The sequence below is a fragment of the Amorphus suaedae genome, assembly GCF_053629675.1.
Genome location: NZ_JBRJIT010000001.1, coordinates 440,057 through 455,083 on the forward strand (window position 1 = coordinate 440,057; position 15,027 = coordinate 455,083).

The window sequence follows — 15,027 nt, forward strand, 5'->3', positions numbered from 1 at the left end:
AACGTGTGGACGAATGCTAGCACGGCCCGGGCAGGTTGGCGAACCCATCCTGCGCTGCACAACCGGCATCCGGGCGTGCGCGCAGGGTCGGCGACTGACCCCACCAGTCCAGAACCCTGGCGGAGGGTCAGCCTGTGGCGGACACCGGGGCGTGCCGCCCCGCGCCGGCGTTCAGGATCGTGCCGACGGTCTTCGACTTCTCGACCGTCTCCTGCCACTCCACGTCGGGCTGCGACTGGGCGACGATCCCGCCGCCGACATAGAGATAGGCCGTGTCGCCGATGATCCGCGAAGTCCGCAGGTTGACGTAGAGGTCGGTGTTGCCGTCGAAGCCGACCGGACCCAGGAAGCCCGTGTAGTAGTCGCGGTCGTAGCCCTCGTTCGCCGTTAGGAACGCAAGTGCCGGCTGCTTCGGCATTCCGAGCACGGCGGACGTCGGGTTCAGACGGTCGAGCAGGGCACCGAGCAGCGGCTTGTCGCCGGCTTCGAGCTCCACGACGAAATCGGAGCGCAGGTGAACGAGGTTCGCGGCAGCCACCGTGCGCGGCCCCTTCTCGTCGAATGAGGTGAGCCCGGCGGCATCCAGCGAGCGGCGGATGTAGGCGGCCACCAATGCCTGCTCCTCGATGATCTTGTCCGGCCAGCACACGTCGGGCAGGGGAACACCGTCCTTCGCCCACTGCGTGCCGGCGAGCGCGATCGTGTGCAGCGCATCGCCGCGCACCGAGAGCAGCGTTTCGGGGGTGCCGACCAGCCAGGCGCCCTTTCCGGGCAGGTTGACCAGCGCCACGAAGGCGGCGGGCAGCTTCTCGGCCAGCGCCTCGTAGAGGGCGAGACAGTCTGTCCCGGCCGGCAGCGGCCGCGCCTCGCAGCGCGAGGTGACGACCTTGCGGAAAGTGCCCCTGTCGATCTCGGCGACGGCCTTTTCCACCAGCGCCTTGTAGTCCGCCTCGCCGGTCTGGACCGGCACGTCGTCGGACCCGTCGGCGCGAAGCGGGGCAAACGGGTCGCGGCCGCGCGCACGCTCGGCGAGCCGTCGCTGGATCGCGGTCACGGGAGCCGGCCGATAGGCGTCGCCGTCCAGATAGGTGACTTCGCTCCCGCGGACGACGACGTCGCCGACGATGGCGTCACAGACATTGGCGCTTTCCGCGGCAAAGCCGCTGATGGCGAAGAACGTCTCGCGCGTGTCGGCGCCGAAGATGGTGCGGCGGCAGACGGGTTCGCACGCGATCACCGCCTCGTGGCGGGCGCCATCCGGCCGACGCCAGACGGCGAACGGCAGGCCGTCGTCCCCGGCGGCCCCAAGAAGTGCTCTCACGTCGCTCGGCAAGTCCATCAACGTCACGCCTCCATCTTCCGCGTGGAGTGATGGCCACATTCCGTTCCACCGGCCACCCAGAACTCGGGCCGGGGCCATAGCGTCAGGCTATTCGGCCTGCGCAAGCCCAAGCTCTCGGGTCGCGCGCTCGAGGCAGCTCCGCACCATGGCGATCAACTGCGGAGAGCCGTGGTTGCGGTGATGGTGGAGAAGGACCGGCAGGCGCGGGCCGCCGGCGAGGGGCACGATCCGCACGTCGTCGCCCCGCACCCCCTTGCTGGTCAGTTCGTCGGCAATCGCGATGCCGAAGCCGACGCGCAGGAGGTTGACGGCGCTCTCGGCGAAGCGGGTCTCGATGGCGATCTTCGGGGTGATCTTCAGCGAGGCGAACATGTCCTTCACCATCTGCCCGTGCGGGGTGTTGGGGTGAAAGAACACGAGTTCCTCGTCGGCGATGTCGGCCACCGATACGGACGCTTTGTCGGCAAGCCGGTGGTCGTGCGGGATCAGGCAGACCAGGGAGATCTCGGTGATCTTGTGGGAGACGATGAAGCTGTCATCCAGGGGAAAAATCGTGACGGCGCAATCACCTTCGGAGAGCCAGAGATAGTCCTTGATCTGCTTCAGCGACAGCGTGTCCATGCGCAGCTTCACGCCGGGGTTCAGCTCCGCGAGGTGCTTGAGCGCGCGCGGCGCGAGCGCCTGCGAGACGCTGGGCGAGACGCCCAGGCGCACCATCATGTGGCGGCCGCTGGCGATCTCCTGCACGGTGAGCGAGAGTTGCTCCATGCTGACGATCGAGGGCTGGATCACCTCGTAGATCTGCCGTGCCGTCCGGGTCGGCGCGAGACGGCCGCCGCTGCGGTCGAACAGGTCAACCTTCAGGATGTCCTCCAGCCGCTTGATGGTGTTGGTGACCGTCGGCTGCGCGATGTTCAGCTGCTGGGCCGCGGCGCTGATCGAGCCGCAGACCATGACCGAGCGGAAGATCTCCAGTTGGCGAAAGGACAGCATTGGGACGACTCTTGAGTTTGATCTATTCCATCAAGCTATAGCTACCCCCGCAATCCACCAAGGCGGTCGCGCGGCGGCCGTGCTCTAACGGCGCGATTGACCCGGGAGCACACATGACGGACCGCACTTTCGCACCCACGGCCGCGGCCACGGTGATCGCCATGATCGGATCGCCGATCGCCCACGCGCACCTTCCGGGCACGTTCAACCGGCGGTTTGCCGAGGAAGGCATGAACTCGGTCATGACGCCCCTCGACGTGGCGCCGGAGCGGCTTGCCGACTTCTTCGCCGCCCTGCGGGGGTGGTCGAACTGCCGCGGCTGCGTGGTGACGGCGCCGCACAAGCGCGCGGCGGTCGATCTCGTGGACGTGGCGAGCGAGCGGGCGAGGGGGCTCGATGCGGTCAACCTCGTGGTGCGGGAAGCGGGCGGCCGGCTGGTCGGCGACAACGTCGACGGAGCGGGCTTCGTGCAGGGCCTCGGCCAGCGGCGGTTCGCCGTTGCGGGCAAGCGCGCCATCGTCTTCGGCTGCGGCGGTGCCGGTTCGTCGATCGCGCTGTCGCTGGCAGAAGCGGGGATCGGGCTGCTCCATCTCGTCGATGTCGACGCGGCACGCGCCGATGCCCTGGCCACTTTCGTCGCCTCCCTCGGTCGGGTCTCGCCCTTTGCCGGGGTGCCCGCCAGCCTGGAGCCTTACGACCTGGTTGTGAATGCCACGGCGATCGGCCTCGATGGCGTGAGCACCGTCCATTCGCTGGAAACCGTTCGCCCCGATGCGCTGGTGGCCGACGTGCTGGCGGTTCCCGAGCTGACGCCTTGGCTGAGGCAGGCGCAGGAGCGAGGTTGCGCGATCCAGCCCGGCTCTGCCATGGCGGAGGGCCAGTTCGGCCTCATCGCCGAGCGATTCGGTATCGCACTGGATCTCCGGCGTTAGAAATCCAACAATAGCCTCAGGCTATCCCCAAAGCGGGAGTCTTGTCTTTTCCGGGCAACCGAAATGGCAGACACCTGCGACCATCGTGACTGATCTCACTTCAAGAACCGTACCCTCTGGGAGGACACCGTGACATTTTCGAAGACATTCCGTCCGTGGCTTGGCGCCGCGCTGATCGCGGCGATCGCCGCCGTTCCGTTCCTTTCCGCCGATCAGGCCCGGGCTGACGACAAGGTCGTGGTCGGCGCCCTGCGCTTCACCTCGCACGCGGCCGGCTTCATTGCCTACGAGAAGGGCTACTTCAAGGACGAGGGGCTGGACGTCGAGTTCAAGTTCTTCCAGGCCGCCCAGCCGATCGCCGTCGCCACCGCCGGCGGCGACGTCGACTTCGGCATCGCCGGCGTGACCGGCGGGTTCATGAACCTCGCCAACAAGGACGCGGTGCGTCTGGTCGCGGGCGTCCTTCACGAGAAGAAGGGCGTCGACGGCATGATGATCGTCGCCTCGAACAAGGCCTACGAGGCCGGGCTCGATTCCGTCGACAAGCTCAAGGGTCACTCGATCGCGATGACCCAGGTCGGTTCGACCTTCCACTACATGACGTCGCGGATCGCCGATCAGCTCGGCTGGTCGATCGACGACGTGAAGCTGGTGCCGCTGCAGAAGGTCGGCGCGATGATCGCCGCCGTGAAGAGCGGCCAGGTCGACGCCATGATCATGGTGCCGCACATCGCCAAGCCGCTGGTCGAGAACGGCGACGCCGAGATGCTTGGCTGGCTCTACGACTATGCCGAGTACCAGATCTCGGGCCTGTTCACGTCGGTGAAGAACATCGAGACCCGCCGCGACATGGTCGAGCGCTTCATCCGGGCCTATGCCAAGGGGATCGCCGACTTCAACCGCGTCATGCTGGCCGAAAACGCTGATCCGGCCGAGCAGGAAGAGATGATCGAGATCATCCACAACTACGTCTACCAGGACAAGCCGCTCGAAGAGGCTGCCCCGTCGATCCTCGCCGGTTCGATGAACCTGAACGAGGACGGCGACATGGACATCACGGACATCAAGAAGCAGATGGAGTGGTTCCAGGCGCAGGGTCTGGTCCCGACGGACCTGACCATCGAAAAGCTCGCCGACACCTCGTTCGTCGACACCTACTGAGCCGTCCTGATCGGGCTGCATCCGGGCCGTGGCGCCCGGGTGCGGCCCGTCGGCCGACCGTGATCGCCTATCGGCGGGAAGGACGCGACCATGGATCTCGAGATCCGGCACCTCACGCACCGGTACGATGAGCTGGATGTCCTGCGCGACATCAACCTCACCATTCCGAGCGGACAGATCGTCTGCATCGTCGGCCCGTCGGGCTGCGGCAAGTCGACCCTCCTGCGCCTGCTCGGCGGCCTGGAGCAGCCGACCGAAGGCGAGATCCTGCAGGTCGGCCATCCGCCGGAAGGGTCGCTCAACCCGCTCACCTACATCTTCCAGGACTTCGCGCTGCTGCCCTGGCGCACCGTGCGCGGCAACATTTCGCTCGTTCTCGAAGACCACAATCTGGGCAAGGCCGAGATCGACCGGCGGATCGCCGACGTGCTCGAGCGCACCCGTCTCTCCGATTTCCCCGACGTCTATCCGCGCCAGCTTTCCGGCGGCATGAAGCAGCGCGTGGCGATCGCCCGCGCGCTCGCCGTCGACCCGGCGGTGCTGCTGATGGACGAGCCGCTCTCCGCCCTCGACAGCCAGACCCGCGAACTGCTGATGGACGATCTGGTGGCGCTGTGGGAGCGGGAACGCTTCACCGCCTGCTACATCACCCACAATCTGAACGAGGCCGTGCGGCTCGGCCACAAGGTGATCGTGCTGTCGCGCCGTCCGGGCGAGATCCGGGAGACGGTCGAGATCTCCATTCCGATCAGCGAGCGTTCGGTCGACACCCCGGAACTTGCCAAGATCCAGACGAGCCTCTGGGAAATGATGCGCGACGAAGCGCTCTCCGCGGACAGGCAGCTGACCAATGCATAGCAGCCCCACACAGAGCATCGAGGCCGGTCCGGCCGATACCGTCGCCCCGCTCCGTCCGGTCCAGGCGGACGTCGACCGGAAGCCGGTGGCGTTCCGCGGCGGCGGCTTCGCCCCGCAGCCGATCTGGTACGTCGCGCCGCTGGTGTTCCTGGCGCTTCTCGCCATCTGGGAAGCCGGGTCGCGGTACGGGCTCATTTCCTCGCTGGTGCTGCCGGCCCCGACGGAGGTGTTCGGCGCCATGCAGGACCTCGTCCAGAGCGGCATGCTCTACAAGCATCTGTCGGCCTCGCTGACCCGGCTTGGCATCGGCTTCACCTGCGGCACCATTCTCGGCACCATCGTCGGCGTGCTGACGGGCCTCTATTCGCTGCCGCGGGCGGCCTTCCGGCCGCTGGTCGCCGCGATTTTCCCGGTGCCGAAGATCGCGCTGCTGCCGCTGTTCATCATCTGGTTCGGCATCGGCGAGGGCTCCAAGGTCGCGACGATCCTGTTCGGCTCGTTCTTTCCGATGGTGATTGCCACGTTCGGCGGCATCGACGCGGTCGACCGCTCGCTGATCCGCATGGGCCAGAGCTTCAACATGACCCGGGCGTCGATTATCCGGAAGATCATCCTGCCCAGCGCGCTGCCGGCGATCCTCAACGGCATGCGCATCGCGGCGTCGATCTCGATCATCCTGCTGGTCGCAGCCGAAATGATCGGCGCGGAATACGGCATCGGCGCCTATGTGCTGCTCGCCGGCAACCTGATGGCCACCGACCAGCTCATCGCGGGCGTGATCGTGCTGTCCATCCTGGGCCTGATCGTGAGCTGGCTGATTTCGCGCGCCGAGCGCCATTTCCTGCGCTGGCGCGCATAAGGAGTCCCCACGAACATGAGCAGACAACCGGAAGCCGACTATGACGTGATCGTGGTCGGCGGGGGAGCAGGCGGCGTCGGCGCCGCGCTTGGTGCGGCCAAGAGCGGGGCCAAGGTCTGCCTGGTCGAGAAGTACGGCTTCCTCGGCGGCGCGGCGACCAACGCCCAGGTGCTTGCCTATTGCGGGTTCTTCCAGCAGGGCAACGAACCGGTGCAGGCCGTCGGCGGGGCGGGCGAGCAGGTGCTGGGCGCGCTGCGCAAGCTCGGCATCGGCGCCGATGCGCATCACTCCGAGACCACCGGCAACTGGATCGTGCTGCTCGATCCGGAGCGTTTGAAGGTGGGCCTCGACCGGCTGTGCGCCGAACATGAGATCGACGTAATGCTGCACACGCGGCTGGCCGCCGTGTCGCGCACCGGCAGGCGGCTGGAGGCGGCGACGCTTGCTGGCATGGACGGGCGCAACCGGGTCGGGGCCGAAGCCTACGTGGACGCCAGCGGCGACGCCAACCTGGCGCTGGTGTCGGGTCTCGACTTCCGCGTCGGCGACGAGGACACGCACCTGCAGGCGGCGACGATGCCGATGCGTGTCGGCGGGCTCAATCCGGCGGTGAAGATCGATCGCGAGGCCATCAAGGCGGCGATCAGGACCTACAACGAGCGCGGCAACGACCCGATCCACCGCACAGACGGCGGCATCTACACGCGCGTGCCGGGAACCACCGACTTCTGGTGGCTGATCATCGATCGCGAAATGCCGGATCTGTCGTCGCGCGCCTACACGCGGGCCGAACAGCGGGCGCGCGAAATGGCGCTGGCGCTGGTCGATATCCTGCGCGAGCAGGTGCCGGGCTTCGAGAACGCCTGGCTCGCCCAGACCGGCCCGCAGATCGGCATCCGCGAGAGCCGGCATCCCGCCGCGCGCTACGAGATCACCCACGAGGACGTGGTCGAGGGTCGGCTGCGCGAAGACGGCGTGGCGCGCGGCGCCTGGCCCATCGAGATCCACAAGGAGGCCGGCAAGCCGCTCTACGAGAGCATCGGCGCGCGCGGCTACTTCCACGTGCCGCTCGATGCGGTACGCGCCCGCGGGCTCGACAATCTCTGGTACGGCGGCCGGGTGATCGGCGCCGACAGCCTCGCCTACGGCTCGATCCGGGTGATGGGCACGGCGTTCGCCACCGGCGAGGCGGCGGGCACGGCGGCGGCGTTGTCCGCGATCGACGGTCGCGCGCCGAGCGCCGCGCAGGTCCGCGACGAGCTCATCGCCAACCACGCGATTATCTAGGGGCCGGGTTCACCGGGCTCACATCTGCCGAAAAATCAACGGATTATGAGCGCCTCCTAAAGCGAGGCGCGGCGTTTCCCGCGCCGCCGCCTTCGCTGCCCGAGCTGGCATGCTATCCGGTCCGGCCGACGTGTCCCGGCTCGCCAGGCAGCTCCCGCCGAGGTGGAAAGCGCGTCCCTCGTCCCATTTCCGCCGTCCGGCCCCGACAGGGTGTGCCCGGTGGCGGGGCAGTCCTCCGCAACCACATCGACAAGGCGACCGCGCTGTCCCTATCCTACGTCGAGTCGCGACCGGGAGAGGACGCGGTCTGCTCGAACCGGTGGCGGCCGTAACGCCATGCCGGCAGCAACGGGAGGGACTGGACTTGCCGACGACCCACTGCGCCCCCGCGACCGCCCGTATATCCGCATGAGCCGCCACGCTTCGACCGTCGCCACCGGCGCGCCCGAGTTTGGCGCGAACCGGGCCGCCATGGAGGCGCAGCTGTCGGCCGTTGCAGCCGAGGCCGCACGGATCCTGGAAGGCGGCAGCGCCGCGTCGAAGGAGCGGCACGTCTCGCGCGGCAAGCTGTTGCCCCGCGACCGCGTCGAGGGGCTGCTCGATCCCGGCTCCCCGTTCCTCGAGATCGGCCTGTTCGCGGCAAAGGATGTCTACGACGACGACATTCCGGCGGCGGGCGTCATCGCCGGCATCGGCCGCGTGGCGGGCCGCGACTGCATGATCGTCTGCAACGATGCGACAGTGAAGGGCGGCACCTACTATCCGCTGACCGTCAAGAAGCACCTCAGGGCGCAGGAGATCGCCGAGGAGAACCGGCTGCCCTGCCTGTATCTCGTCGATTCCGGCGGCGCCAACCTGCCCAACCAGGACGAGGTGTTTCCCGACCGCGACCATTTCGGGCGGATCTTCTTCAACCAGGCGCGCATGAGCGCGAAGGGCATCGCCCAGATCGCCGTGGTGATGGGCTCATGCACCGCCGGCGGCGCCTACGTGCCCGCCATGAGCGACCAGACCATCATCGTGAAGGAGCAGGGCACCATCTTCCTGGCCGGCCCGCCGCTGGTGAAGGAGGCGACCGGAGAGGTGGTCGACGCCGAGACGCTCGGCGGCGGCGATACGCACACGCGCCTGTCGGGCGTGGCCGACTATCTCGCCGACGACGACACCCATGCGCTGGCGCTCGCCCGCGAGATCGTCCGCAATCTCGGCCCGGCGCCTGAGCCCGCCGTGGCCGTCCAGGCGCCGCGGGTCCCGGCGCTCGATCCTGAGGAGATCATGGGGATCGTGCCGGCCGACACGCGCACCCCCTACGACGTGCGCGAGGTGATTGCGCGGATCGTCGACGGGTCCGATTTCGCGGAGTTCAAGCCGCGCTACGGGACGACGCTGGTCACCGGCTTCGCCCACATCGAGGGCATGCCGGTCGGCATCCTCGCCAACAACGGCGTGCTGTTCTCCGAAAGCGCGCTGAAGGGGGCCCACTTCATCGAGCTGTGCTGCCAGCGCGGCATTCCGCTGCTGTTCCTGCAGAACATCACCGGCTTCATGGTCGGCGCAAAGTACGAAGCCGGCGGTATTGCCAAGGACGGCGCCAAGCTGGTCACTGCAGTCTCCAACGCCGCCGTGCCCAAGGTGACCGTCATCATCGGCGGTTCGTACGGCGCGGGAAACTACGGCATGTGCGGCCGCGCCTACGATCCCCGTTTCGTGTGGATGTGGCCGAACGCGCGTATCTCGGTGATGGGCGGTCCGCAGGCGGCCGGCGTTCTCGCCAGCGTGCGCCGCACCGCCATCGAAGCGAAGGGCGGCACCTGGAGCCAGGAGGATGAGGCCGCCTACAAGCAGCCCGTTCTCGACCAGTTCGAGCGCCAGGGGCATCCGTTCTACGCGTCGGCGCGGCTGTGGGACGACGGCATCATCGATCCGCGCAAGACGCGGGACGTGGTGGCGCTCAGCCTGAGGGCGGCGCTGAACGCGCCGATCGAGAAGACGACCTACGGCGTGTTCAGGATGTGATGATGAAACGCCCCATCAAGACGCTTCTGATCGCCAACCGCGGCGAAATCGCCTGCCGGATCATCCGCACGGCGCGCCGAATGGGCATCCGGACGGTCGCGGTCTATTCCGACGCCGATCGCAAGGCGTTGCACGTGGAGATGGCCGACGAGGCCATCCGCATCGGTCCCGCGCCCGCCGGCGAGAGCTATCTTTCCACCGACGCGATCCTTGCCGCCGCGCGCGCCACCGGAGCCGACGCCATCCACCCGGGATACGGCTTCCTGTCGGAGAACCCGGAGTTCGTCGAGGCGGTGGAGGCCGCGGGCCTGATCTTCGTCGGTCCGCCGGCCAGCGCCATTCGCGCCATGGGTCTCAAGGACGCCGCCAAGCGGCTGATGGAGAAGGCCGGGGTGCCGGTCGTGCCCGGCTACCACGGCGAGGCGCAGGACATCGTCGTGCTCGCCGGCAAGGCGACCGACATCGGCTATCCCGTGCTGATCAAGGCGCGCGCCGGCGGCGGCGGCAAGGGCATGCGCCGGGTCGATCGATCGGCCGACTTCAAGGACGCGCTGGGCGCGGCCAAGCGCGAGGCGCGGGCGGCCTTCGGCGACGACCAGGTGCTGGTTGAGAAGTTCGTCGCCACGCCCCGCCACATCGAGGTCCAGGTGTTCGGCGACAGCCACGGCAACGTCGTCCATCTCTTCGAGCGCGACTGCTCGCTGCAGCGGCGTCATCAGAAGGTGATCGAGGAGGCGCCGGCCCCCGGCATGACCGACGAGGTGCGCGCGGCGATGACCGAGGCGGCCGTTACCGCGGCGAAGGCGATCGGCTACGTCGGCGCCGGCACCATCGAGTTCATCGCCGACGGCACCGGTCCGCTCCGGCCCGACGGGTTCTGGTTCATGGAGATGAACACCCGTCTGCAGGTGGAGCATACCGTCACCGAGGCGATCACCGGCCTCGACCTGGTGGAATGGCAGCTGCGCGTGGCCGCCGGCGAGGCACTGCCCGCCAGCCAGGAAGCACTCTCCATCGACGGACATGCCTTCGAGGCGAGGCTCTACGCGGAAGATCCGGCGAACGACTTCCTGCCGGCGACCGGAACGCTCGCCCATCTCGCGTTCGGCGAGGGCGCGCGGATCGACACCGGCATCCGCTCGGGCGACGCGATCACGCCGTTCTACGATCCGATGATCGCCAAGATCGTCACGCACGCCGACACCCGCGAAGCGGCGCTGTCGAAGCTCCACGCGGCGATTGCCGGCACCCATGTCGCCGGGACGGTGACCAATCGCGACTTCCTGCTCGCGCTCACCGCCGAGCCGGACTTCGCCGCCGCGATCGTCGATACCGGACTGATCGACCGCAACGTCACCGCCCTGACGGGCCGCGCCCAGTTGCCGGAGGCGGCGATCGCGTTCGCGGCTCTGGTCGCTCTGGACATCGACCCGGCGGCGCGCTTCGCGGGCTGGCGCCAGTTCGGCGATGCCGCCTGCGTCGTGCGGGCGCGCGTTCGGGACGAGATGCTGGAGCGCCGGCTGGTCCTGCACGGCGGCGGGTCGGTGACGCTGGAGGGTGGTGAGGACGGGTCGCTGCGCCTGGACGCCATCCGGCGCGAAGGCGACCGGATCGAGGCGCGTTCGGGGCCCACCCAGTCCCGGCTGGAGGCGGTCATCGCGCGTTACGCGACCGGCGATGCCGCCGCGGTATCGGTGATGATCGATACGGCCTCCTTCGAGATCGCCTTCCCGGATCCGCTCTCGGCGCGGTCCCACGCGGCGGACGCGACCGATGCGCTGATGGCGCCGATGACCGGTATCGTCCGCGCCGTCGGCATTTCGTCGGGCGACACGGTGCGGGCGGGCGAAAGGCTGATCGTCATGGAGGCCATGAAGATGGAGACGACGCTGCTCGCCCATCGCGACGGGCTGATTGCCGAGGTGCTGTGCGCGGTCGGCGATGCGGTCGAGGGCGGGGCCGTCCTGCTGCGCTATCAGGAGGAGGGGGCGTGACCGAAACACGTCCCGACGGTCCCTACGAGACCATCAAGGTCGGCGTCGATGCGCGCGGGGTCGCCACGGTGACCCTCGACCGGGCCGACAAGCACAATGCCATGAACGCCGCGATGATCGCCGACCTCTCGCAAGTCGCCGCGCGGCTGGGCGGCGATCCGCTGGTGCGCGTGGTGGTACTCGCCGCAGCGGGCAGGACCTTCTGCGCGGGCGGCGATCTCGGGTGGATGCGGGCCCAGGCCGGCCAGGACCGGGCCAGCCAGATCGCGGAGGCGCGCACGCTGGCCGACATGCTGGCGGCCTGGAACGCGCTGCCGAAGCCGGTGATCGCCCGGGTGCAGGGCCCGGCCTATGGCGGCGGCATCGGCCTGATGGCGGTATCGGACATCGTTGTGGCCGCCGAAGGCACGCGGTTCGGGCTCACCGAGACGCGCCTCGGGCTGATCCCGGCAACCATCGGTCCGTTCGTGGTGCGCCGGATGGGGGAGGGACATGCGCGACGGGTGTTCCTGACCGCCAAGCCGTTCGACACCGTGTTCGCGCAGCGATCGGGACTGGTGTCGGAGGTCTGCGCCCCCGAGGCGCTCGACGAGACGGTCGAGGCGGAATGCGTGGCGGCACTCGCCTGTGCCCCCGGCGCCGTGGCGGCCGCCAAGGCCCTCTGCCTGTCGCTCGGAGGCGACCCGGTCGCCGCGCATATCGAGCGCACGGTGGAGGCGCTGGCCGATCGCTGGGAGACCGACGAGGCGAGCGAACGCATCGCCGCCTTCTTCGCCCGCGCCGGCGGCTGAGCCGCCCGGTCCAACGGGAACTCTAGGGTCTGAGACGGAAACGCGCCGACGCGGTCAGGCCGCGTCCGGCACGCAGCACGACGGCGTCGAACCGATGGCCGCCTGGCGGCGCAGATCGAGCCGGTAGGAGACGAGCGTCAGCACGAGCGCGCCAGCGGCAAGCGCCACGCCCATCCACGGCAGGCTGTCGTAGGCGAGCCCCCAGGTGATGCCGATGCCGCCGAACCAGGCGCCGATGGCGTTGCCGAAGTTGAACGCCCCCTGATTGACGGTCGAGGCAAGGTTGGGGGCCTGGGATGCTTCGGTGACCACCCGCATCTGCAGCGGCGAGACGAGCGCGAAGACCAGCGCGCCCCACACGAACAGCGTCAGCGCTGCCGGCACCATGGCGTGGCTGGTCACGGTCAGGATGGCGAGGACGGGGATGATGGCGACGAGGACGCCGATCACCGAGGGCATCAGCTTCCAGTCGCCGAGCCGGCCGCCGATGAAGTTGCCGACCGTCAGCCCGACGCCGAAGATCAGCAGCATGACCGTGACCGCGTGCGCGGAGACATGGGTGACCTCGCGCAGCAGGGGGGCGATGTAGGTGAACACGCTGAACAGGCTCGCCGATGCCAGCACGCTGATCATCATGGCGAGCACCACCTGGGTGCTGGCGATCGACTTCGCCTCGCGGGCGATATTCACCCGCGGCACGGGGATGTCGCGCGGCAGCCAGGCATAGAGCGCGGTTGCGGCGGCAAGTCCGATGAGGACGACGGCCCAGAACGTGTTGCGCCAGCCGAGCGCCTCACCGATGGCGGTGCCGAAGGGCACGCCGAGGACGTTGGCCAGCGTCAGCCCGGCGAACATCATCGCGATGGCCTGCGCCTTCTGTCGCGGTTCGACCAGCGATGCGGCGACGACCGCACCGAGCCCGAAGAAGGCGCCGTGGCAGAGTGCGGTGACGACGCGCGCGCCCATCAGGAGCCAGTAGTTGGGCGAGACCGCACACAGCACGTTGCCGGCGATGAACACGCCCATGAGCAGGAGCAGGGCGTGGCGCCGGTCCATCTTCGCGGTGGCGATCGCCAGGAACGGCGAGCCGAAGGTGACGCTCAGCGCGTAGCCGGTCACCAGCAGACCCGCCGTGGGGATCGATACGGCCAGATCCTGTGCCACGTTCGGCAGCAGGCCCATGATGACGAACTCGGTGGTGCCGATGCCGAAGGAGGCAAGGCCCAGCGCTAGCAGGGGCAGGCGGCTCGACGTTTTCGCCGGAAGGTTGCCGTTTGCGACGGTCATGCGGATCACCGAAGTCTGTTGTGTGGCGCAGCCCGCGCCTGCTGAATGCCGGAACGCGGGGCGGCTGCTCAAGAGATTATGCTGCGTTGCAACATGCGCAAGGTGACGCACGGCGAGGCTGCCCTGTGCGAACGGCATGGCTCGCTTCCCGGAGCGTTCCTCGGACCAAGGCCTTGGGGTTCCATTCGCCATTCGTTGCCGGGCGCAAGAAGCCCTCGGTCGCGCGGATCTCTCCGCCCCATCCCTCCACTGGGCCGCTGGGACAGGCTTGCGTCGGTTCGGCGTTTGGGCTTGGATGTTGATGAATCGAATTCAGGAAAGTTAAACGATCGGGGCCCCTCGCAGGGGCTTCCGACAGGCCGACCAGGGGTTACCAGAAGCGAAGAATCGCACGCCTGTCGACCCTCGCATTTCGGCCGGTGTCGCTCCAAGCGACGATGGCCGCAACCAAGCGACGAGCGCGGATGAACCGCGTCGCCATGAGGAAACGGAAGAGGAGACGAACCATGAAGCTCTTAAAGCTTTTCGCGGGGGCGTGCTTTGCGCTCTCTCTCGGCACGGCGGCCCAAGCCCAGCAGCTCGGCATCGGAACGATGGGGCAGGGCAATCTCGGCTATTCGATGGGCACGGCCATTGCCAGTGTGCTCGCCAAGCATGACGTCAACGCGATCGTCCAGCCCTCCGGTGGCACGAGCACCTACCTGCCGTTGATCGATGCGGGCGAACTCGATCTCGGGATCGCCAACGTGATTGAATCAGGCGAGGCGGCTGCGGGCGAGGCCGGCTTCAAGGGCCACGAACTCAAGAATTTGCGGGCCGTGTCGGTGCTCTTCCCGTTCAAGGTGGGCATTTTCGTGCGCGACGACAGCGACATCAAGACGATCGCCGACCTCAAGGGAAAGCGCGTCGCCTACGGGTTCACCAATCAGGTGACGCTGAAGAATATTCTCGACGCGATCCTGGCGACCGAAAACATCACCGAGGCTGATTTCACGCCGGTGATGGTGCCCACCGTGGTGCGCGGCATGGACGACCTCGCCTCGGGTCGGGCAGACGCGAGCTTCTTCGCCGTCGGCGGCGGCAAGGTCGCCGAGGTCGACGCCTCGGTCGGCGGGCTGCGCATGCTGCCGATCTCCACGGCGCCGGAAGCGGAAGCGCGCATCCAGGAGACGATCCCCGCGGCTTACGTCACCGAGGTCCAGCCCGCGCCGGATCTCGCCGGGGTGACCGTCGCGACGCCGGCCCTGGCTTACGACTACGTCCTTCTCGGCGGGTCCCATGTGCCTGACGAGCAGATTGCGGCGGTGGTGCGCGTGCTTCACGACAATCCGGATGAACTCGCCAAGGCATTCGCACGGTTCGACGAATTCGATCCCGCCAAGATGAAGAAGGACCTGCCCATCGCCTACCATGATGGGGCGAACCAGGCCTATCAGCAGCTCGGGCAGTAAACCGATCGCTTGTCAGCCGGCCGCAGGCCATCGGTCCGCGGCCGGCTTCCCGTTCA

General features: G+C 68.1%; 12 protein-coding genes. 9 read left to right on the forward strand and 3 right to left on the reverse strand.

Annotated features, from left to right (window positions below):
• Positions 1-127 precede the first annotated feature (127 nt).
• Both AB7M35_RS02010 and AB7M35_RS02015 read right to left on the reverse strand, forming a co-directional pair.
• A complete protein-coding gene (locus tag AB7M35_RS02010) occupies positions 128-1,339 on the reverse strand; it encodes a chorismate-binding protein (RefSeq protein ID WP_453956824.1) in 1,212 nt (403 codons plus the stop codon).
• Positions 1,340-1,429: 90 nt separating this feature from the next.
• The gene (locus tag AB7M35_RS02015; protein WP_453956826.1) at positions 1,430-2,335 is read right to left on the reverse strand and encodes a LysR family transcriptional regulator; all 906 of its coding nucleotides are present in this window, start codon (positions 2,333-2,335) and stop codon (positions 1,430-1,432) included.
• 113 nt (positions 2,336-2,448) lie between these two features.
• Between AB7M35_RS02015 and AB7M35_RS02020 the strand changes: the two genes are divergently transcribed.
• The 8 genes from AB7M35_RS02020 (at position 2,449) to AB7M35_RS02055 (ending at position 12,233) form a co-directional block, all read left to right on the forward strand.
• Complete coding sequence (locus tag AB7M35_RS02020) at positions 2,449-3,267, forward strand: shikimate dehydrogenase family protein (RefSeq protein ID WP_453956828.1); 819 nt, start codon at positions 2,449-2,451, stop codon at positions 3,265-3,267.
• A gap of 129 nt (positions 3,268-3,396) precedes the next feature.
• Positions 3,397-4,428: an ABC transporter substrate-binding protein gene (locus tag AB7M35_RS02025; protein ID WP_453956829.1), complete on the forward strand. Its 1,032-nt coding sequence runs from the start codon at positions 3,397-3,399 to the stop codon at positions 4,426-4,428.
• Positions 4,429-4,518: 90 nt separating this feature from the next.
• Positions 4,519-5,286 carry an ABC transporter ATP-binding protein gene (locus AB7M35_RS02030; protein WP_453956831.1) on the forward strand — a complete coding sequence of 256 codons (768 nt, stop codon included), beginning with the start codon at positions 4,519-4,521 and terminating at the stop codon, positions 5,284-5,286.
• On the forward strand, positions 5,279-6,145 hold the full coding sequence (locus AB7M35_RS02035; RefSeq protein WP_453956833.1) for an ABC transporter permease: 867 nt from the start codon (positions 5,279-5,281) through the stop codon (positions 6,143-6,145). The genes AB7M35_RS02030 and AB7M35_RS02035 overlap by 8 nt, the downstream gene beginning before the upstream one ends.
• Before the next feature lie 15 nt (positions 6,146-6,160).
• Entirely contained in the window at positions 6,161-7,432 is a 1,272-nt protein-coding gene (locus AB7M35_RS02040; protein WP_453956835.1) for an FAD-dependent oxidoreductase, read from the forward strand.
• A 408-nt stretch (positions 7,433-7,840) separates the two neighbouring features.
• Positions 7,841-9,448, forward strand: a complete 1,608-nt coding sequence (locus tag AB7M35_RS02045; RefSeq protein ID WP_453956837.1) for a carboxyl transferase domain-containing protein — start codon at positions 7,841-7,843, stop codon at positions 9,446-9,448.
• Between the two features lie 2 nt (positions 9,449-9,450).
• Positions 9,451-11,442: an ATP-binding protein gene (locus AB7M35_RS02050; RefSeq protein ID WP_453956839.1), complete on the forward strand. Its 1,992-nt coding sequence runs from the start codon at positions 9,451-9,453 to the stop codon at positions 11,440-11,442.
• Entirely contained in the window at positions 11,439-12,233 is a 795-nt protein-coding gene (locus AB7M35_RS02055; protein ID WP_453956841.1) for a crotonase/enoyl-CoA hydratase family protein, read from the forward strand. The genes AB7M35_RS02050 and AB7M35_RS02055 overlap by 4 nt, the downstream gene beginning before the upstream one ends.
• Before the next feature lie 54 nt (positions 12,234-12,287).
• On the opposite strand, the gene AB7M35_RS02060 is transcribed toward AB7M35_RS02055, so the two are convergent.
• Positions 12,288-13,520 carry an MFS transporter gene (locus AB7M35_RS02060; RefSeq protein WP_453956843.1) on the reverse strand — a complete coding sequence of 411 codons (1,233 nt, stop codon included), beginning with the start codon at positions 13,518-13,520 and terminating at the stop codon, positions 12,288-12,290.
• A gap of 464 nt (positions 13,521-13,984) precedes the next feature.
• Between AB7M35_RS02060 and AB7M35_RS02065 the strand changes: the two genes are divergently transcribed.
• On the forward strand, positions 13,985-14,971 hold the full coding sequence (locus tag AB7M35_RS02065) for a TAXI family TRAP transporter solute-binding subunit (protein WP_453956844.1): 987 nt from the start codon (positions 13,985-13,987) through the stop codon (positions 14,969-14,971).
• The last annotated feature ends 56 nt before the right edge of the window (positions 14,972-15,027 follow it).

What these genes read in the sequence shown, in the direction of transcription:
- AB7M35_RS02010 (WP_453956824.1), bottom strand. Translation starts at nt 1,339, where the DNA reads ATGGACTTGCCGAGCGACGTGAGAGCACTTCTTGGGGCCGCCGGGGAC.
- AB7M35_RS02015 (WP_453956826.1), bottom strand. Translation starts at nt 2,335, where the DNA reads ATGCTGTCCTTTCGCCAACTGGAGATCTTCCGCTCGGTCATGGTCTGC.
- AB7M35_RS02020 (WP_453956828.1), top strand. Translation starts at nt 2,449, where the DNA reads ATGACGGACCGCACTTTCGCACCCACGGCCGCGGCCACGGTGATCGCC.
- AB7M35_RS02030 (WP_453956831.1), top strand. Translation starts at nt 4,519, where the DNA reads ATGGATCTCGAGATCCGGCACCTCACGCACCGGTACGATGAGCTGGAT.
- AB7M35_RS02035 (WP_453956833.1), top strand. Translation starts at nt 5,279, where the DNA reads ATGCATAGCAGCCCCACACAGAGCATCGAGGCCGGTCCGGCCGATACC.
- AB7M35_RS02040 (WP_453956835.1), top strand. Translation starts at nt 6,161, where the DNA reads ATGAGCAGACAACCGGAAGCCGACTATGACGTGATCGTGGTCGGCGGG.
- AB7M35_RS02045 (WP_453956837.1), top strand. Translation starts at nt 7,841, where the DNA reads ATGAGCCGCCACGCTTCGACCGTCGCCACCGGCGCGCCCGAGTTTGGC.
- AB7M35_RS02050 (WP_453956839.1), top strand. Translation starts at nt 9,451, where the DNA reads ATGAAACGCCCCATCAAGACGCTTCTGATCGCCAACCGCGGCGAAATC.
- AB7M35_RS02060 (WP_453956843.1), bottom strand. Translation starts at nt 13,520, where the DNA reads ATGACCGTCGCAAACGGCAACCTTCCGGCGAAAACGTCGAGCCGCCTG.
- AB7M35_RS02065 (WP_453956844.1), top strand. Translation starts at nt 13,985, where the DNA reads ATGAACCGCGTCGCCATGAGGAAACGGAAGAGGAGACGAACCATGAAG.